The organism is Comamonas sp. 14P8.1.4 (genome assembly GCF_057799285.1).
The window spans coordinates 60,259-78,072 of record NZ_JBYOKN010000011.1 but is presented as its reverse complement, the minus strand read 5'-3'; the positions used below and the strand labels follow the sequence as shown (position 1 = coordinate 78,072).

The 17,814-nt window shown below is 60.3% G+C and carries 17 protein-coding genes; 15 read left to right on the top strand and 2 right to left on the bottom strand.

The window, feature by feature from the left end; all coding sequences use genetic code 11:
* Positions 1–143 precede the first annotated feature (143 nt).
* From AC27VO_RS14175 to AC27VO_RS14150, 6 genes are all read left to right on the top strand, one after another.
* Positions 144–641: a hypothetical protein gene (locus AC27VO_RS14175; protein WP_488667363.1), complete on the top strand. Its 498-nt coding sequence runs from the start codon at positions 144–146 to the stop codon at positions 639–641.
* A gap of 169 nt (positions 642–810) precedes the next feature.
* Positions 811–1,575, top strand: a complete 765-nt coding sequence (locus AC27VO_RS14170) for a lysine/arginine/ornithine ABC transporter substrate-binding protein (RefSeq protein WP_488667362.1) — start codon at positions 811–813, stop codon at positions 1,573–1,575.
* A gap of 75 nt (positions 1,576–1,650) precedes the next feature.
* Positions 1,651–2,337, top strand: coding sequence for an ABC transporter permease (locus AC27VO_RS14165; protein ID WP_488667361.1), 687 nt, complete (start codon positions 1,651–1,653; stop codon positions 2,335–2,337).
* Entirely contained in the window at positions 2,334–3,047 is a 714-nt protein-coding gene (locus AC27VO_RS14160; RefSeq protein WP_488667360.1) for an ABC transporter permease, read from the top strand. The genes AC27VO_RS14165 and AC27VO_RS14160 overlap by 4 nt, the downstream gene beginning before the upstream one ends.
* Positions 3,048–3,068: 21 nt before the next feature.
* Complete coding sequence (locus tag AC27VO_RS14155; RefSeq protein ID WP_488667359.1) at positions 3,069–3,845, top strand: ABC transporter ATP-binding protein; 777 nt, start codon at positions 3,069–3,071, stop codon at positions 3,843–3,845.
* Positions 3,846–3,980: 135 nt separating this feature from the next.
* Positions 3,981–4,223 carry a hypothetical protein gene (locus AC27VO_RS14150; RefSeq protein WP_488667358.1) on the top strand — a complete coding sequence of 81 codons (243 nt, stop codon included), beginning with the start codon at positions 3,981–3,983 and terminating at the stop codon, positions 4,221–4,223.
* Positions 4,224–4,308: 85 nt separating this feature from the next.
* Here AC27VO_RS14150 and murB read toward each other — a convergent pair whose 3' ends face one another.
* On the bottom strand, positions 4,309–5,388 hold the full coding sequence (murB, locus tag AC27VO_RS14145; protein ID WP_488667357.1) for a UDP-N-acetylmuramate dehydrogenase: 1,080 nt from the start codon (positions 5,386–5,388) through the stop codon (positions 4,309–4,311).
* Positions 5,389–5,475: 87 nt separating this feature from the next.
* On the opposite strand from murB, the gene AC27VO_RS14140 reads away from it, so the two are divergent.
* From AC27VO_RS14140 to AC27VO_RS14130, 3 genes are read left to right on the top strand one after another with little or no spacing between them, the layout of a single operon-like run.
* Positions 5,476–5,961, top strand: coding sequence for a YajQ family cyclic di-GMP-binding protein (locus tag AC27VO_RS14140; RefSeq protein WP_488667356.1), 486 nt, complete (start codon positions 5,476–5,478; stop codon positions 5,959–5,961).
* Positions 5,962–6,006: 45 nt separating this feature from the next.
* A complete protein-coding gene (locus AC27VO_RS14135; RefSeq protein WP_488667355.1) occupies positions 6,007–6,627 on the top strand; it encodes a retropepsin-like aspartic protease family protein in 621 nt (206 codons plus the stop codon).
* A 3-nt stretch (positions 6,628–6,630) separates the two neighbouring features.
* Positions 6,631–7,674 (top strand): HD-GYP domain-containing protein, encoded by a 1,044-nt coding sequence (locus AC27VO_RS14130; protein ID WP_488667354.1) that lies wholly within the window; start codon positions 6,631–6,633, stop codon positions 7,672–7,674.
* A gap of 58 nt (positions 7,675–7,732) precedes the next feature.
* Here the strand turns inward: AC27VO_RS14130 and olsF are convergent, their stop codons facing one another.
* Entirely contained in the window at positions 7,733–9,460 is a 1,728-nt protein-coding gene (gene olsF, locus AC27VO_RS14125; protein WP_488667353.1) for a bifunctional ornithine lipid synthase OlsF, read from the bottom strand.
* A 395-nt stretch (positions 9,461–9,855) separates the two neighbouring features.
* Between olsF and AC27VO_RS14120 the strand changes: the two genes are divergently transcribed.
* From AC27VO_RS14120 to AC27VO_RS14095, 6 genes are all read left to right on the top strand, one after another.
* Positions 9,856–10,932, top strand: a complete 1,077-nt coding sequence (locus tag AC27VO_RS14120) for a BMP family ABC transporter substrate-binding protein (protein ID WP_488667352.1) — start codon at positions 9,856–9,858, stop codon at positions 10,930–10,932.
* Positions 10,933–11,005: 73 nt separating this feature from the next.
* Positions 11,006–11,692 carry a phosphoribosyltransferase gene (locus tag AC27VO_RS14115; protein ID WP_488667351.1) on the top strand — a complete coding sequence of 229 codons (687 nt, stop codon included), beginning with the start codon at positions 11,006–11,008 and terminating at the stop codon, positions 11,690–11,692.
* Positions 11,693–11,837: 145 nt separating this feature from the next.
* Entirely contained in the window at positions 11,838–13,451 is a 1,614-nt protein-coding gene (locus AC27VO_RS14110; protein WP_488667350.1) for an EAL domain-containing protein, read from the top strand.
* Between the two features lie 57 nt (positions 13,452–13,508).
* Entirely contained in the window at positions 13,509–13,964 is a 456-nt protein-coding gene (locus AC27VO_RS14105; RefSeq protein ID WP_488667349.1) for a GFA family protein, read from the top strand.
* Positions 13,965–14,071: 107 nt separating this feature from the next.
* On the top strand, positions 14,072–15,022 hold the full coding sequence (locus AC27VO_RS14100) for a class I SAM-dependent methyltransferase (RefSeq protein ID WP_488667377.1): 951 nt from the start codon (positions 14,072–14,074) through the stop codon (positions 15,020–15,022).
* 606 nt (positions 15,023–15,628) lie between these two features.
* Positions 15,629–17,656, top strand: a complete 2,028-nt coding sequence (locus AC27VO_RS14095) for a methyl-accepting chemotaxis protein (RefSeq protein ID WP_488667348.1) — start codon at positions 15,629–15,631, stop codon at positions 17,654–17,656.
* Positions 17,657–17,814 lie beyond the last annotated feature (158 nt).

Below are 17,814 nucleotides of genomic sequence, written 5' to 3'. Positions count from 1 at the left end.
CGCTGCACTGTCAGCGGTTTTTTTATGCCAGCAACCTGCTGACAGCAGTGAGGTCGTGCATGACATGAAGGCAAGACTTTGACCTACTAGCACCCACGCTTGAGGCAACAAGACTGCTCTCACCTATTGCAAAAGGAGCCTCTATGTTTCTCTCATCGCTGCGGTCCCCTCACACCCGCTGGATTGCCGGTTTTTGCGCGGGCATCACACTCACCGGCGCCGCTCTGGCACAAAACGCCAGCCCTGCGGCACCCGCCGCCCCCGCAGCAAGCACGCCACCAGCTGCCGCAGCCCCAGCCTTGCCCCCACCCAACCCGGCAGCTGAAAAAGCCCTGCAGCAACATTTCCAGGTCATTTACGCAGCACTGGAAGGCAAGGGCGCGATGCCAGATGCAAAGAGCTTCACCGACGACTTCAACAAGCAAGTCAACGCCGCGCAGCTCAAGCAAGTCTTTGAGCAGGTGCACAAAACCGTGGGTGCCTGCCGCATTGCAGGCCAGCTCAAAGGCCCTGTGTCCTTCGTGAGCAGCTATCTGCTGCAATGCGACAAAGGCTTTGTCCCTATGGACATTGCTGTCGAAGATGCTGCCCCTTACCGGGTACACAGCCTGCTGATTCGCCCCGGCTACGCCAAACTTTGATGCTGTTGGTGGGTTGAGCGTGGCGCCCAACCCACCAAAGCGACCAACGCGCCACATTGGTGAAAAAACTCAGATCTTCTCGCACTGCGCGCTTCTACAATGGGTTTACATCTTGGCACGCATCATGCAAAGGCCAGGACGTACACAACTACATTGAAGGAAGACTTGAATGGCAAAGAAATTTCTGAGTTTGGCTCTGCTGGCCGCCTGCGCAACTGCAGCACAGGCCGCAGATCTGAAGGTGGCCATTGACCCCACCTACGAACCCTTCACTTACAAGACACCGGACGGCAAGCCCACGGGTTTTGACGTGGATGTTGCCAACGCCGTGTGCGCAGAACTCAAGCGCAACTGCGTGTTCGTCGAACAAGTCTGGGACAGCATGATCCCCGGTCTGCAAGCGCGCAAATACGACGTGATCGTCAGCTCGCTGTCCATCACCGAAGAACGCAAGCGCGTAATCGACTTCTCCGACCGCTACTACAAGACGCCCAGCGCGATTGTGGTCAAAAAGGGGACGGAGTACACCGGCCCTGCATCGCTCAAAGGCAAGCGCATTGGCGTCTTGAAGGGCAGCACCCAAGAGAAGTGGGCCATGGGCGAACTCAAGCCCGCAGGCGTGAATGTGGTGCCTTACGAAGCCCAGGATCAGGTGTACCTGGACATCAATGCCGGCCGCCTGGACGGCACCGTTGCCGACAAGGTGGAAGTGCACGGTGGTTTCCTGCGCAAGCCTGAAGGCAAGGACTACGGCTATGTGGGCCACGACCAGTACGAAACCAAGTACTACGGCGACGGCATTGGCATCGGTATGCGCAAAAACCAGAAAGATCTGAAAGAGCAGATCAACAAGGCCATCAAGACCATCCGCAGCAATGGCACTTACAACACCATTGCCAAGAAGTACTTCGACTTCGATCCGTACGGCAACTAAGCCCTAAGATCGCCACTGCCCGCTGCCCGGCTTTCCCGGCAGCGGGCAGTCTTGTTTAGAAAAGCGTCTGCGCGCATGAGCGATTACTACTTATCTATATTGCAAGGGGCATTGCTCACCGTAGCTGTGTCCCTTGCTTCACTTTTTGTTTCCACGGTGTTGGGGCTGCTGGGCGCGACCGCCAAGCTCTCCGGCAAAAAACCGCTGGTCTGGATTTCCACGCTCTACACCACGGTGGTGCGCGGCATCCCTGAACTGGTGCTGATGCTGCTGATCTTCTATGGAGCAGCCATTGGTATCAACACCTTCTTCGAATCCATCGGATCTGATTTCACCCTCGATCTGAACCCCTTTATCGCCGGAGTGGGCACCCTGGGTTTTATCTATGGCGCCTACATGACGGAGACCTTCCGCGGCGCCATCTTGTCCATCCCACGCGGCCAAATGGAGGCCGCCTGGGCCTTTGGCATGGGTTCCACCCAAACCTTTGTGCGCATTACCCTGCCGCAAATGGTGCGCTATGCCCTGCCCGGCTTCACCAACAACTGGCTGGTCCTGATCAAGGCCACCGCCCTCGTCAGCCTGATTGGCCTGCACGACATGACCTATCTGGCCAAACAGGCCAGCGCGGCCACGCGTGAGCCTTTTACCTTCTTGCTGTTCGCCGCAGCCCTGTACCTCGTGTTCACCAGCATTTCTCTGTGGGCGCTCAAACGCCTGAATGCACGCTATAGCCTCGGTACGCAGAAAGTGCAGTTATGAGCTGGGACATCATCTTTCAACCTGAGCACCTGGCCATGTATGGCAATGGTTTGCTCACCACCTTGTGGCTGCTGCTGTCCAGCCTCGCCATCGGTTGCGTACTGGCCTTGCTGGGGGCCATAGCCCTGACCAGTGGCAACATCGTGCTCGAAAAAGTGGTGGGGGCCTTCACCTACTTTGTGCGCGGCACCCCCTTGCTGATTCAGGTCTACCTGATTTATTACGGCCTGGCCCAGCTGGAATGGATTCAGGCGCATTGGGATGACGTCTGGCCCTGGACACACTTCAAAGACCCCTTCTTCTGCGCCTTGCTGGCCTTTGCCCTCAATACCGCTGGCTACACCGCAGAAATGCTGGCAGGCGCGATCCGAGAAACCAACCCAGGTGAAGTCGAAGCCGCACGCGCAATGGGCATGAGCCGCCGACAAATCATGCTGCGCATTGTGTTGCCCAGTGCCCTGCGTCGCACGCTGCCGCCCTATTGCAACGAAGCCGTGATGATGCTGCACTCCACCAGCCTGGCCAGCGTGGTTCCGGCGCTGACCGATGTGACAGCCGTAGCCAGCCGCATCTACTCTGACTACTACCTGCCGTTTGAGGCCTACTTGGCCGCAGCTGCTATCTATCTGTGTGTGACCTTTGCGCTGATTGGCTTTTTCAAGCTGCTGGAAAAGCGCTTCCTGGCCTACCTGGCGCCCCGCACACACTAAACACGCACACGTTTGAGTTCCATGACATCTACCGCATACAAACTCCAAGCCGAAGGCATCCACAAGAGCTATGGCACCAACCATGTGCTCAAAGGCGTCTCACTGACCGCCAAGGCTGGTGATGTGATCAGCCTGATCGGCAGCTCTGGCTCCGGCAAATCCACCTTGCTGCGTTGCATCAACTTGCTGGAAAAACCGCAGCAAGGCCGCATTGTGGTGGCCGGGGAAGAGCTGCAACTGAAACCCGGGCGCAACGGCGAATTGGAGCCCGTGAACCCCAAGCAACTGCAGCTGATGCGCACCAAGCTGGCCATGGTGTTCCAGCATTTCAACCTGTGGGCACACAAGACGGTGTTGCAGAACATCATTGAAGCCCCGGTACATGTGCTGGGCATGCCCAAGGATGAGGCCATCGAGCGCGCGCGTAAATACCTGCGTCTGGTCGGCTTGGAAAACCGCGAAGACGCCTGGCCGAACCACATGAGCGGTGGCCAACAACAGCGCGTGGCCATTGCACGGGCACTGGCGGTAGAGCCTGAAGTCATGCTGTTTGACGAACCCACCAGTGCCCTCGATCCAGAGCTGGTCGGCGAGGTGCTTCGCGTCATGCAGGTGCTGGCCCAGGAAGGCCGCACCATGGTGGTCGTGACCCACGAAATTGGCTTCGCCCGTGAAGTCTCCAACCACGTGGTCTTTTTGCACCAAGGTTTGATTGAAGAACAAGGCGATCCGCGCCAGGTACTGACCAGCCCGCAAAGCGAACGCCTGGCCAAATTCCTCTCTGGCAGCCTGAAGTAAGACCACAGCGTGCGGTGTTATTGATCCAGAGCACCCCAGGCTCAGGAACTTTTTTCTCCCGCAGCGCTCTACCCTTAGTATGGATTGCGCACAGCAATGTGCGCGATGCATGCAACATCAAGAAGGGAGAGACAAATGTCCACAACTCAACAGCAACCCTCGCACACCATCACCATGGATCGCTTCACGTTTGAGTCCAAAGCTCTGCGGGAGTCCGATGGTCGCTTCCAGGCCCACCTCACCATAGACAGCGGTAATGGCGCAGAACGCACCCAGCGTTTTTTCACCTTCACCCCGCTGTTTCACTCTGCCGACCGTGCCATTGCGTACGCAGTGCAGCAAGCCCGAGAGTGGATGAAGCAAAAGTCCTTGGCCTGATCTGCAGGCCGCTCAAGGCAGCAGGTGTGGCTGCCATCAACCAGCGCTGTGAATGACACAGCGCTTTTTTTATGCCTAACAGGGCTTACACCACTACGGGTTCGGGCTCCAAGCGAATACCAAAACGCTCATACACACTGGTCTGGATAGCTCCAGCCAGCGTCATGACTTCCCCCCCCGTCACACTGTTGCTGCCCGTGCCGCAATTGACGAGCACCAAGGCCTGCTTGTCATACACCCCGGCGTTGCCCACGGTTTTGCCTTTCCAGCCACAGGCATCTATCATCCAGCCTGCTGCCAGTTTGATCGATCCATCAGGCATGGGGTAATGCACAATTTTGGGCTCCCGCGCAATGATGTCGCGGCACTGGTCTTCCGAGACCGTCGGGTTCTTGAAAAAACTACCTGCGTTGCCCACGACAGCGGGATCTGGCAATTTCGCACGGCGGATGGCCACCACCCAGTCAAAGATTTGTTGCGCCGTGGGGTGCTCCACCCCTTCCTCGGTCTGTCGGCGTTGCAAATCCAGATAGCCCATCTCTGGCTTCCAGTGCTTGGACAGCGCAAATCGCACCGTCGTAATCACCGCGCGGCCCGCTAACCCCATGCCCTGGGCCTTGGCCACAGGTGTGCCCTGCGGCGCAGCCGGTGCATGCTTGAAGATGGAGTCACGGTAGCCAAACGCGCACTGCGCAGCGTTCAGGGTGAACATCTCACCTGTGACCAGATCCACCGCATCCAGCTCGTAGAAACTGTCTTGCAGTTCCACGCCATAAGCGCCGATGTTTTGCACCGGTGCTGCGCCCACCGTGCCGGGCACCAGGGCCAAATTCTCCAGACCCGGATAACCGTGTGCCACCGTCCACGCCACCAAATCGTGCCAGCGCACGCCCGAGCCTGCCTCAATGATCCAGTGGCTGTCGGTTTCACCCACCGCAGTGATGCCGGGAATTTCCATCTTCAGCACCACGGCATCCACCACATCGCCGGTGAGCACAATATTGCTGCCACCGCCCAGTACAAACACTTTGCGGCCTTGGTAATGGGTGCTGGCCGCAAACGCCTGCACATCTGCAGCGCTGCGAATGCGCACCAAAGTGTCCGCGCTGGCCACAATGCCGAAGGTGTTGCAGTCCTGCAGGGGGGTATTTTTCTCGACTAACATCCTTGAGATTGTCGCACTGTCACCCGGCCCGCGCCCAAGCGACCCGTCAAGTGCCCTGCTCAACACCCTATTTAAGAAAGACACACCATGCCATCTTTTGACACCGTGCTCGAAGCCGATTTCGTGGAAGTCAAGAACGCCGTTGAAAACGCATCCAAGGAAATCGCCACCCGTTTTGACTTCAAAGGCACCTCGGCGGCCGTGGAACTCAAAGACAAGGAAATCACCATGTTCGGTGATGCAGAGTTCCAACTCACCCAGGTGGAAGACCTGCTGCGCAACAAGTTGACCAAGCGCAACGTTGATGTGCGTTTCCTCGACATCCAGAAGGCCCAAAAAATCGGCGGCGACAAGGTCAAGCAAGTCGTCAAGGTCAAAAACGGCATTGAGTCCGAAGTGGCCAAACAGCTGCAAAAGCTGATGAAAGAAAGCAAGCTGAAAGTGCAAGCGGCCATTCAGGAAGACAAAGTCCGTGTCACCGGCGCCAAGCGCGATGATTTGCAAGCAGCAATGGCGCTGATCCGCAAGGACATGGCCGATCACCCGCTGTCTTTTAACAACTTCCGCGACTAAGGGTGCTCCGGTAGACTGTGGCACCCCCACCGTCTACCGTTCACCATGCCCCACCCTGCACTGCGACATGTGCTGGCCTTGCTTGCCAGCTGCACACTGGCTGCGACAGCCAGCCATGCACAATCCGTCGCCATGACTGGGGTGATGGGCAGCAAGGCGCTGCTGGTCGTCAATGGCTCGCCCCCCAAGGCCCTGAGCGCCAACGAAAGCCACCAAGGTGTGCGCGTGCTCCAGGTACAAGGCGACAGCGCCACGGTAGAGCTGCAGGGCCAGCGCCAGACTTTGCGCGTGGGCGGCTCCCCAGTCAGCGTGGGCCAGGGTCTGGCCGGCGGGCGCAAGGTGGTGCTGCGCGCCGACAGCCGCGGCCACTTTCGCGAAAGCGGCTTGATCAACAACAAACCCATGCAGTACATGGTGGACACCGGCGCCAGCGTCATTGGCATCGATTTCGAAAAAGGCAAACCCGTCACGGTGCGCACAGCCAATGGCAACACCCAAGGCTGGCATGTCAAGCTTGACACCGTGCGCGTGGGCGATATCACCGTGTATGGGGTGGATGCCGTCGTCAGCCCCCAGCCCATGCCTTATGTGCTGCTGGGCAACAGCTTTCTGTCCCAACTGCACATGACGCGCCAGGGCAATGAAATGGTGCTGGAGATGCGCTGAACCATGAGCACCACCTCCCTCTCCGGCTTCGCCCCCTTGGCATTGCACGCCAGTGCAGAAGATGAAGCGCCCTACCAGGACTTGCTGGGCATGTGGTCCGATCTGGAGGCCGCGCTCAGCTTGCTGCTGGCGCGTCCGGCTGTCGTGCAGCAACTGCCCGCCAAGGTCATGCAGCTGGACACCTGGCTGCAAGAGCTGATTGCGCATGACAGTGACAGCGCGCTGTACGCCATGTTCCAGCTGGCAGGCACGTCCACCGTGGGCTACAGCGCCTCGCATGCGCTGGTCTGCGCCACGCTGTGCCACATTCTGGCGCTGGACTTTGAGTTGACGCCTACCGAGCGCAACGCCCTGGTGCACGCCGCTTTCACCATGAACATTGGCATGACAGCGCTGCAAGACCAGTTGGCGCTGCAACGCGAGCGCCCCAGCGTGGCCCAGCAAGAAGCCATTCGCCTGCACCCCGCAGAGGGCCGGCGCAAGCTCGAAGAACTGGGTATTCAAGACCCGCTGTGGCTGGATATTGTGGGCCTGCACCACATCAACACCAGCGCACAGCTGCCCTTGATGCAGCAAGCCCCCGCAGAACGGTTGGCCCGCATTCTGGCCACCTGTGACCGCTATGCCGCCATGATCAGCCCGCGCCGCAACCGCCCAGGGCGCAGCGTGGCCGAATCCGTGCAGGCCGTGACAGGGCCGCAATCCAAACTGTATGAACAGGCAGGCGACGCCCTGATCCGCTGTGTGGGCCTGTTCCCGCCTGGCGTGTATGTGGCCTTGTCCAGCGGCGAGACCGCCGTCGTCCTGCGCCGCACCACCGATATTGGCCACCCGCTGGTGGCCACCTTGCTGGACACTCGCAAAGCCCCGCTGCGCCAGCCGGAGCTGGTGACCACCAACGGCCGCGACATGCGCATCAGCCATGCGCTGCCACCGCACGAGGTGAACCTGCAGGTGGACCACCGCACCATGGTGCGGCTGGGCATGTATGCCGCGCGTTTCAGTGATGGCTTGCACCATCTGGTATCGGTTCCCGGCACCCGATAAATCGGTTTTTAATAGCTGAAAGCGCTGACCAGATAAGCGCTAGAGCCATTTATCACCCTCAACCGCCTACATCCACTGCATCCTGCGCCGTGCCCAGGTAGCGTGCCTTCTTGTGCGGTTTGAGTTGCTGCACATCCACCAGCACCAAGCCATCCACGCAGTGCGAGAAATCGGGGTCCACGGAAAAATCCAAAAAACGCACCCCGCCGGGCTCGGCCACTTCTGCATACTGCTTGTAGAGCGTGGGTACCGCCGTCCCCATGTGGGCCAGCAGGTGCTTGAGGCGCACAAAGTCTGTCCCCACATCCTGGCCTGCAAACTGCGCCTGCACATCCAGCCCTTCGCCTGGCACATAGGGGCGGCGTGCGTGCGCCAGGCAGGCGGCGCCATAGTGAAAACGGTAGTGGTGCACCAGCAGATCCCGCGCGGCAGGGGGCATATCGCGGCTGATGGACACCGGGCCAAACAGGTAGCGGCATTGCGGGTAGCGCCGCACATACGCGCCAATGCCAAACCACAGGTAATCCAAGGACCGCTTGCCCCAGTAGCGCGGTTGTACGAAGGAACGCCCCAGCTCCAGACCTTGTTGCAAGAACGGCTGCATGCCCGGCGTGAATTCAAACAGACTGTGCGTATACAGGCCTTGCACACCTTGCTGCTCCAGCACCTGGGCGGTGCGCGCCATGCGGTAGGCGCCCGCAATTTCCAGCGCCTGCGGGTCCCACAGAATCAGGTGGTCGTAGTGCGCATCAAAGCGATCCAGGTCGCGGCGTGTGCCACTGCCCTCACCCACTGCGCGGAACGACAGCTCACGCAAGCGTCCCACCTCGCGCAAGATGGCAGAGTCCAGCCCACCGTGAAACAAGTGAATGCGTTTGCCATCGGGGGTCTCGCCCAGCAGCTCGCACGCCATCACGGCCTGCGCCAGAGCGCTGCGGTTGACCGGGTGGGCCACCGCGGTCTCCACCCGCAGCAGCGTGGGTTTGTCTTGTGCCACGCGGTACAGGTGCTTGCGCATCAGCTTGGCGGCGGCCCCCAGCTCCAGCGGCAAAGCGCCGTAGCTGGTATGCGGAATCGGGTGCCCAATGCGCAGTGCGATGCTTTTTTGCCGCTGCCCGAACATCTCCTTGACCAGCAGCAGCGTGGCCAGCGGCTTGTACAGCATGGATGCACCGTAAAACAGCGCCGAATTGCGCCCATCAATGTGAATCGGCACGATGGGCGATTGCGTTTGCCCCGCCAGCCGCAGAAAGCCGGTATTCCAACGGCCATCGCGCACCCCCTCGGGGTGCAGGCGCGAGACTTCACCGGCGGGGAAAATGATCACCGCCCCCTCTCCCTGCAAGTGCTCCAGGATGGCTTTGAGCTGGCGCGTGCCGCTGTGCCCGCCCAGCATGGTCACGGGCAGCAGCAAGCGCTGCAAAGGCGCCAGCTCTGCCAGCAGCCCGTTGGCCACAATCTTCACATCCCGGCGAATACCACCCACCAGGTTCAGCAGCGCCAGCCCATCCAGAGAGCCAATCGGATGGTTGGCAATGATCACCACCCGCCCCTGCGTGGGAATGCGTTCGCGCTCGTTGTCACGCACAGCGCAGCTGAAGGCAAAGTGCTCCAGTACCTGCTCGACGAACTGAAACCCCTCCAGATGCGGGTATTGCTGTGCAAACGTCCGAAAGTTCTGCTCGCGCAGCAGGCGGCGCAGCACCCCGCGCACCCCCACGCTCAGCCGTGGATGGCGCTGCAATTGCGGCAGATGCATGTCAACGATGTGATCGACTGAAATCATGGCGTTTCTTGGCAAGGGCTAAACACCACCACATGTTCGGCTGCGCGCATGACAGCACTGCGACAAGCGCATGACGGAGCGATGACACGGCACGCACCAAACAGCCCCCGCCTTGGCAGCGCCATTAGTTGCTCCATCGAGTCGATTGCCACTTTCTCCATGAAATCTGCCTCAAGCCTTGATACAACCTACGCAGGCAGCTATGTATTCTGATTTTCGACTGTGGACTGCCGCGCAAATGGCGAGGCATACGCGCGCAAAAAACATAGGGTTTACCCTTGACGACCAGGGTGTGACCTCCACAATACGCACCTGGGCCAGGTTGGCCTGCACCCACTCCGGCGGCCAGGTGCCCGGGTGGGTTTTCTTTCGATCTCTCCGACTGCGACTTCCGTATGCGCTCTAGCACTCTCCTTCGTCACACCGCCATCGCCCTGGGCTGCTCCGCTGTCATGGCCTCTGCGGCCCACGCTGCAGACCCCATGAAGGTTGGCTTCTTCTACATTGGCCCTGCCGCTGGTGCCGGCTGGTCCCACGCCCACGAACTGGCACGCCAGGAAGTGCAAAAGAAGTTCGGCAACAAGGTGGAAACCATCTTTGTCGAAAACGTGGCCGAAAACGATGCAGAGCGCGTGACCCGTGACTTGGCCGCACAAGGCGCCAAGGTGATCTTTGGCGGTGCATTCGGTTTCATGAACGGCATGGAACGCGTGGCCCGTGACTTCCCCAACGTGGCGTTTGAGCACGCGACGGGCTACAAGATGTCCAAGAACATGGGCGTCTATGACATCCGCACCTACGAAGGTGCCTGCCTGAACGGCACCATTGCCGGCCACATGTCCAAGAGCAACACCATCGGCGTGGTCGCACCTGTGCCAATTCCTGAAATCATCCGCAACATCAACGCATTCACGTTGTGTGCACAGGAAGTGAACCCCAAGATTCAGACCCGCATCCTGTGGGTCAACACCTTCTACGATCCACCCAAGGAAGCCGAAGCCGCCAAAACCTTGCTGAACCAAGGTGTGGACGTGCTGATGCAAAACACCGACTCGCCTGCGCCCCTGCAAGTGGCCAAGGAAGCCGGCAAGATCGGCTTTGGCTGGGACACCGACATGGCCCAGTGGGGTGGTGATGCCCAAATGGCCGCTGCCCGCCTGGACTGGAGCGTCTACTACAACCAGGTGGTCGCTGATGTGATGGCGGGCACCTGGAAGCCCGGCAATGTGTGGATCGGCATGAAGGACGGCGCCATCCATTACGACCGCTTCAGCAAGAAACTGCCTGCCAATGTGCGCACTGCCGTAGAGCAGCGTGGCAAGGACATCGTCTCTGGCAAGCGCCCCGTGTTCAACGGCCCCTTGCTGGATCAAGCGGGCAAGGCACAGACCAAGGCTGGCGACATGCCCGATGCGGACAAGCTGAAGATGAACTTCCTGGTCAAGGGCGTCATCGGCACCCTGGGCAACTAAGCCCCCAGCACCGCGCCTGAGCCGCCCCCCAGCCGCTCAGGCTTTTTTACGCCTTGCCGCACCTACACCTGTCATGCACACCTTGCCCCCTTATGAAGCCCGCTGGCTGGCCGCAGGCCACGCCTTGGACACCGCTGCCAACCGCCACGCCGTACGCCTGCCCGATGGCAGCCACCTGGAGCTGCCCCTGCGCGTGCTGCCCACAGGGGACAAAGCCATTGCCCTGCTGATGACCAACCAGTGCAACTTCACCGTCGAAGACGCACTGGCCCCGCTGATGGTGCAGGCCGCAGCGGCTTTTCAGCCCGAGGTGATTGCCGCCGTCCCCACCATGGGCCTGGACTATGGCCGCCTGGTTGCACGTGGCCTGGGCCACCCCCACTACGTGGCCATGGGGCACTCGCGCAAGTTCTGGTATGACGAAGCCTTGAGCGCCTCCACCACATCCTCCACCAGCATCCAGGGCAAGCGCGTTTACCTGGACCCTGCCCTGATCAGCCGCGTTCAGGGCAAGCGCGTGGTGCTGGTCGACGATGTCATCAACACCGGTGTCAGCGCCGCTTCGGCCATTCGCCTGCTGCAAAGCGCCGGGGCCAACGTGGTGGGCATGGTCAACGTCCTCAGCGAAGGCCACGCCTGGCGTAGCGTGGTCAATGCCCTGGGCGAGGGCTGGGAAAACCGCGTGACAACACTGGGTCACATCCCCATGTTCAGCGCAGATGGTCAAGGCGGCTGGACGCCCATGCCTGACACCCTCTGAGCACCTGCAGCGCTGGCACCACCCACGACCAACGACACATAAAAATACAAAAAACACACACTGACACACGGTACTTTTAAACCACCGTTTCCACCCATAGAATCGCGCAAAATTTTGCCCCATCGGCAAGTACAAGAAAGCGTCTGTGGACCGTGTTCGTATTGTTGTCGTCGGGGCCTTGCTGACTGTGGTCGGCGTGGCGGTGCCTTTCATCATGGCCTTCTATCTGGCCCAGCAGTGGGCCGTCGCCGATGAAGAGCGCTACCTGCAGCAGCTGAGCAAACTGGCGCTGCAACGTGCCCAGCACTCCTTGACCGATGCGCGCACGGTGTTGCACCAGCTGCACACCACCACGCTCAAGCCCTGCTCTGCCGAACATATCCGCCTGATGCGCACCCTCGCGCGCGGCAGCGCCAGCATCGACGACATTGGCTTTTTTGCAGGCGACCAACTCGCCTGCACCACCACCGGCTTGACCCAGCCGGGCATCACACGCAGCAAGGACGACTTCACCACCGCAGATGGCATGGGGCTGAGCTTGGACTTTGTCCCGCAGGACAGCCAGGGCCTGGCCATGGTGGGCATTGCACAAGGCGCCTACAAACTGCTGGCGTTACCGATGCGCTTTGCCGACGTGCTGACCGCACCGGATGTGGAGCTGGCCATCACCCTGAGCGATGGGCGCTTGCTGGGCAGCCTGCACCACCCCTTGCCCGCACATGTGCACCACATGGTGCAAACAGGCGTGGCCGACCCGGCATCGCTGTGGGCCAGCGCGCGTGACGAGACCTTCGTCGCCATCGCCACCAAACCGCGCTACCAGATACTGCACCCCATGCAGAAAGAAATGCATTTGTTCCTGCTGTTGCTGCTAGGCACGGTGGTGGCAGCGCTGGTGGTGGCGGTGGCGGTGTGGCTGGTACGCCGCAGGCTGTCTTTACTCGGAGAGTTGCGGGCGGCCGTGGCACAGCGCAAACTGTGCGTGCACTACCAGCCGCTGATGAATCTGCAAACGGGCCGCTGCGTGGGCGCTGAAGCCCTGGTCCGCTGGCGCCGCGCCGATGGCAGCATGGTGCGCCCCGACCTTTTCATTCCCTTGGCGGAAGCCAACGATTTGATCGCCGCCATCACAGACCAGGTGATCGCCTGCGTTGTGCGCGACATGCAAGACGCCCTGACCCACAACCGCGATCTGCACATCGCCATCAACCTGAGCGCCTACGACGTCAGCACTGGCAGGGTGCTGCCCGTGCTAGAGAACGCGCTGCACGACAGCGGCATCGCCCCGCAGCAGATCTGGCTGGAGGCCACCGAGCACGGCTTCATGGACACCCACGCAGCGCGTACCACCATTGACCGCGCCCGCGCTGCAGGCCATTGCGTCGCGATTGATGACTTTGGCACGGGTTACTCCAGCCTGTCGTATCTACAGGGCTTCGCGCTGGATACGCTCAAAATCGACAAAAGCTTTATTGACACCATCGGCACCGATGCGGCAACCAGCAGCGTCACTCCGCACATCATCGACATGGCGCACACGCTGGGCCTGGCAGTCGTGGCCGAAGGTGTGGAAACCCAGGCCCAGGCCAACTATCTGCGTGAGCGGGGCGTGCAATTTGCACAGGGCTGGCTGTTCGCCAAGGCTCTGCCACCCGATGAATTTCTGGCCTTTGTACGCAACTGCCCCGCGCCCAGCACCGCTGTCACGGCTGCCAGTGGGGCCAGTACGGCCGCCAGCCCCCCACAGATCCCGGCGTAGCGCGGTGCAGCAAAGCCCACGTGCCACAGCCGGTTGTCGTCGGCGAAAATTGTGCACATGACTGCTGACAACCTGGATCCCCGCCCGCTCTACCACGCGGCCTGCCACTGCGCCAGCGTGCGCTTCACGCTGCGCCTGACCGACGGGCTGCACACGACCCGCCGTTGCAACTGTTCTTATTGCCGCATGCGTGGTGCCGTGGCGGTGTCGGCCAATTTGGATGACATCGAGGTGCTCCAGGGCCAGGACGCCCTCACGTGCTACCAGTTCAACACCGGGCAAGCCAAGCACTACTTTTGCGCGCGCTGCGGCATCTACACCTTTCACCAGCGCCGCTCCTCTCCGCAGCAGTACGGGGTCAATGTCGCATGCATTGAAGGCATGAGCCCTTTTGACTTTGATGAAGTTCCGGTCAACGAAGGCCGCATTCACCCCAAGGACCGCGCGGATGGCGCCTCGGTCATTGCTGGCTGGCTGCGCTACAGCCGCAATCCCGCTGCGGGCGACGACTGACGCTGCACGCAGCCCCAGATCCGCGCCTTCTTTCACCCTGCACGCCACCCGGGGCCGTTGCGTCCCGCATACTCACGGCCTTTCCTGTTTTCCTTTGTGTCATGCCCATGCAAGCCCTGCTCGATGCCATTGCCTCCTTTTCCCTGCCGACCGATGCGGTGCGCATCTTTCACGGACGGGGTGGGCGCTACCCGGGCTGCGAACACCTGGTGCTGGATGCCTTTCCACCGGTGCTGGTGCTGACCAGCTTTCAACCGCTGGATGACGCTGCACTGGCATCCATTGGCCAGGCACTGGAAACCCGCTGGGCACAGATCGGCCAAGGCCAGCCACTGAACTGGGTCTACCAGATGCGCCAACCAGGCAACAAGGCCGAGACGCAGCTGATGGCGGGCAGCGTGCCCGAGCAGCACACCGTCACCGAAGCCGGCCTGCAATACCGCGCCCATGTGCTGCGCGGGCAGAACCACGGCCTGTTTCTGGACATGGCCCAAGGCCGCCGCTGGGTGTACGAGCACGTGGCCGCGCACCCCGAGCACCGCCATGGACTGAAGGTGCTGAACCTGTTTGCCTATACCTGCGCGTTTTCCGTCTCGGCGCTGCAAGCCGGGGCACGCCACGTGCTGAATATGGACATGGCCCAGGGGGCGCTGGCCACGGGCCAGCAGAACCACCAGCTCAACGGTCTGACAGGCGCCAGCTTTCTGGCCCACGACATCTTCAGCAGCTGGGGCAAGATCACACGGGGCGGCCCTTATCACCTGATCATCATTGACCCGCCCAGCTACCAAAAAGGCAGCTTTGTGGCCACCAAGGACTACGCCAAGCTAATGCGCCGCCTGCCCGATCTGCTGCGCCCCGGTGGCCATGTGCTGCTGTGCCTGAATGCGCCCGAGCTGGACACGGCTTTCCTGAAAGACCAGATGGCCGAGATTGGCCCCGCACTGCAATTTGTGGAGCGCGTGGCCAACCCGGTCGTTTTTGCCGATGTGAACGAGGAGCGCAGCCTGAAGGTGCTGGTGTACCGCGCCCCGGACGCTCCCACCGCCGAGGCGTAACCCCCAGGCCGCGCCCAGCACGGCTGGGCATGCATCACTCCAAACAGCTTCTAGCGCTTGTCTGGCTCGCGCTTGAAGCTATGCAATCTGCACCGCTCCCCACGCGCTGCAGATGCGCACTCCGACCCACGCACCGCGCCATGCACCACCCGCTGCAAGCTTCGAGCGGCGCCCTGCACACCATGCGAGCCCCCATCAGCCCTGCATATGCGGCACCTCATGCCACGCATGCCACGGCAACGCCTCCCCATAATCACGGCGATCCCATTTACACCGTTGATCGCATTGCGTGAAAATTGCGCATTCATTCTTAATGACTAAATTCTCATGCGCGATGATGCGAAACATCTGCATGGTTTTTGCATGATGCATGCTTTTCGCCATCATCACAGAAAACTATAAATATCAAATAATCAGCTTCAACCCATATTAATATAAATTTAATTAAATGAAGTAATTTATATTATCTACAATTAATCAATTAAATACAAAATAAAAATGTAAACACCCACTCACAAGAAATTTCCACTGCATCAAGTCAGAGGAAAAGCTTCGGGATTTCTTGTGTTACAAGGTGTAAACAAATAAGCTCAGGCCCCATTAAAAATGGGAGTCAAAATGCTGGGGAAATACAAAAAAACCACCCTCAACCTGGGAGCCAAATTATCGCTGGCCACCTTGATTGCGGTGGCGTTGATCATGGCCATTCTGATGCTGGTCATCAGCCAGCGCGTGAATCACGCCATCCAGGAGCGGGCCGAGCTGGACATGCAGCAGAGCATGGCCATGGTGCAAGGCTTTTTGGTCAGCAGCGATGAAGAGCTGCGCGCGCGCACCAAGAAGCTATCGGCGGTGCTGCGTGAGGAGAACGCCAAGACCGCCCAACTGATAGAAGCGGGCAACCACAAGGTGCTGCTGCTCAACGGAGGGGTCGCAAATGGCGATCACACCCCTCTCGAACGCTTCCAGGCCATGACCTCGGCCGCTTCCACCGTTTTCATGGTCGATGACCATAAATTCAAAAGCATTGCCAGCACGGTGAAACTGGAAAATGGTGAATTGGCGGTGAATACCTATATTCCCACCGAGCTGGAAGCACACAAGTCATTAATCAAGGGCCAAGAATATCTTGGCATTATTGAATTATTTGGCAAACAATATATGGCGCACTACAGCCCTTTCAAGGACGACAACGACAAAGTCGTGGGCGCATTATTTGTGGGCATTGAATTCAGCGCATTTCTGGAAAGCATCAAGAAAACCCTGCGTGAATTGAAAGTCGGTACCGCCGGGTATTACTTTGTCATGACGGCCCAGGGCACCGAGCGCGGCACCATCGTCGTGCACCCCCGTGTGGAGGGCGAGAACCTCTGGGAGCGCCAGGATTCCGAGGGCGGCAAGTACATCCAGCACATGATCAACACGCAGCACGGCATACATGTCTACGACGTGGTCAACGCCAAGGACAACTCCACGCGCACCATGATTACTGCGTATGAGACTTTTGCACCCTGGAACTGGCTGGTGGCCGCCAGCGTCAATGAGTCGGAAGTTCTGGTGACCGCCAAGGCGCTGCAATGGATCTTTCTGACGCTGGGCGTGCTCAGCGTTGCGGCCATGACCGTGGTGCTGTATGTGCTGGTACGCCGCACGGTGATCACCCCCCTGGCCAAGGGCTTGAGCGTCACCCAGGCACTGGCCCGGGGTGATCTGTCGCAGCGCGCACAGATCGAAACCGACGATGAAATCGGCAAACTGCTGTCTGCCATCAACAGCACGGCCCAGTCGCTGGACGGGCTGATTCGCACCGTGCAGCAAAAAGCCCACGGCGTCACCCTGGCCAGCAGCGAAATTGCGCGTGGTAACGCCGATCTGGCCAGCCGCACCGAGCATTCGGCCAGCGCACTGGAAGAAACCGCCGCCGCCATGGAGCAGCTGGGCGCCACCGTGCGCCACAACGCCGACAACGCCACCATCGCCAACAACATTTCGCACCAGGCACAAACGGTGGCCACCAGCAGCGGTGAAGCCGTCACCGCGCTGGTGCAGACCATGGCCGGTATTGACCAGAGCAGCCAGCGCATCGCTGACATCATTGGTGTGATCGACGGCATTGCCTTCCAAACCAATATCCTGGCGCTGAACGCAGCCGTGGAAGCGGCCCGCGCAGGCGAGCATGGGCGCGGTTTTGCGGTGGTGGCCAGCGAGGTACGCAGCCTGGCCAGCCGCAGCGCCGACGCGGCCAAGGAAATCAAGGCGCTGATTCAAACCAGCGTACACGAGGTGCGGGCCGGCAACGACCGCGCCACAGCCGCCGGCAATGCCATGCAGCAGGCCGTGACCGAGATCACCAAGGTCACCCGCGTGATCAGCGAGATCAGCCACGCCAGCGGCGAGCAAAGCAACGGTGTAGCCCAGGTGGGTGAAGCCATCTCCAGCATGGACCAGTCCACACAGAAAAACGCAGCCCTGGTCGAAGAAATGGCCGCAGCGGCCGAAAGCCTGTCTGCTCAGGCGCATGAGCTGCTCGAGGCCGTGGCCGTGTTCAAGCTGCAAGACAACCCGGCGCACCGCACGTCGGCCGCCCTGGCGCCAACCACCGCCCCGGCATTGCCCATGCAAGCGCACGACTGAGGCCCGATGGCAACGGGGCGCGCAGCCCCCATCCCTCACCACAAGGAGTGCCCCGGCACTCCTTTTTTAATGCCCGTGCGCACGGGCCGCGCAGGTACTGCCACACCGTCCAGCACCGCGCAATCTGCCTAAAATTGCCATTCAGCGCTTATGCAGCC

Excerpts from the sequence above, each read along its gene's own strand:
- AC27VO_RS14100 (WP_488667377.1), top strand. The coding sequence starts at position 14,072 with ATGCAAGCCCTGCTCGATGCCATTGCCTCCTTTTCCCTGCCGACCGAT.
- AC27VO_RS14170 (WP_488667362.1), top strand. The coding sequence starts at position 811 with ATGGCAAAGAAATTTCTGAGTTTGGCTCTGCTGGCCGCCTGCGCAACT.
- AC27VO_RS14095 (WP_488667348.1), top strand. The coding sequence starts at position 15,629 with ATGGGAGTCAAAATGCTGGGGAAATACAAAAAAACCACCCTCAACCTG.
- AC27VO_RS14140 (WP_488667356.1), top strand. The coding sequence starts at position 5,476 with ATGCCATCTTTTGACACCGTGCTCGAAGCCGATTTCGTGGAAGTCAAG.
- AC27VO_RS14135 (WP_488667355.1), top strand. The coding sequence starts at position 6,007 with ATGCCCCACCCTGCACTGCGACATGTGCTGGCCTTGCTTGCCAGCTGC.
- AC27VO_RS14165 (WP_488667361.1), top strand. The coding sequence starts at position 1,651 with ATGAGCGATTACTACTTATCTATATTGCAAGGGGCATTGCTCACCGTA.
- AC27VO_RS14105 (WP_488667349.1), top strand. The coding sequence starts at position 13,509 with ATGACTGCTGACAACCTGGATCCCCGCCCGCTCTACCACGCGGCCTGC.
- AC27VO_RS14130 (WP_488667354.1), top strand. The coding sequence starts at position 6,631 with ATGAGCACCACCTCCCTCTCCGGCTTCGCCCCCTTGGCATTGCACGCC.
- AC27VO_RS14150 (WP_488667358.1), top strand. The coding sequence starts at position 3,981 with ATGTCCACAACTCAACAGCAACCCTCGCACACCATCACCATGGATCGC.
- murB (WP_488667357.1), bottom strand. The coding sequence starts at position 5,388 with ATGTTAGTCGAGAAAAATACCCCCCTGCAGGACTGCAACACCTTCGGC.
- AC27VO_RS14115 (WP_488667351.1), top strand. The coding sequence starts at position 11,006 with ATGCACACCTTGCCCCCTTATGAAGCCCGCTGGCTGGCCGCAGGCCAC.
- olsF (WP_488667353.1), bottom strand. The coding sequence starts at position 9,460 with ATGATTTCAGTCGATCACATCGTTGACATGCATCTGCCGCAATTGCAG.
- AC27VO_RS14120 (WP_488667352.1), top strand. The coding sequence starts at position 9,856 with ATGCGCTCTAGCACTCTCCTTCGTCACACCGCCATCGCCCTGGGCTGC.
- AC27VO_RS14175 (WP_488667363.1), top strand. The coding sequence starts at position 144 with ATGTTTCTCTCATCGCTGCGGTCCCCTCACACCCGCTGGATTGCCGGT.
- AC27VO_RS14160 (WP_488667360.1), top strand. The coding sequence starts at position 2,334 with ATGAGCTGGGACATCATCTTTCAACCTGAGCACCTGGCCATGTATGGC.
- AC27VO_RS14155 (WP_488667359.1), top strand. The coding sequence starts at position 3,069 with ATGACATCTACCGCATACAAACTCCAAGCCGAAGGCATCCACAAGAGC.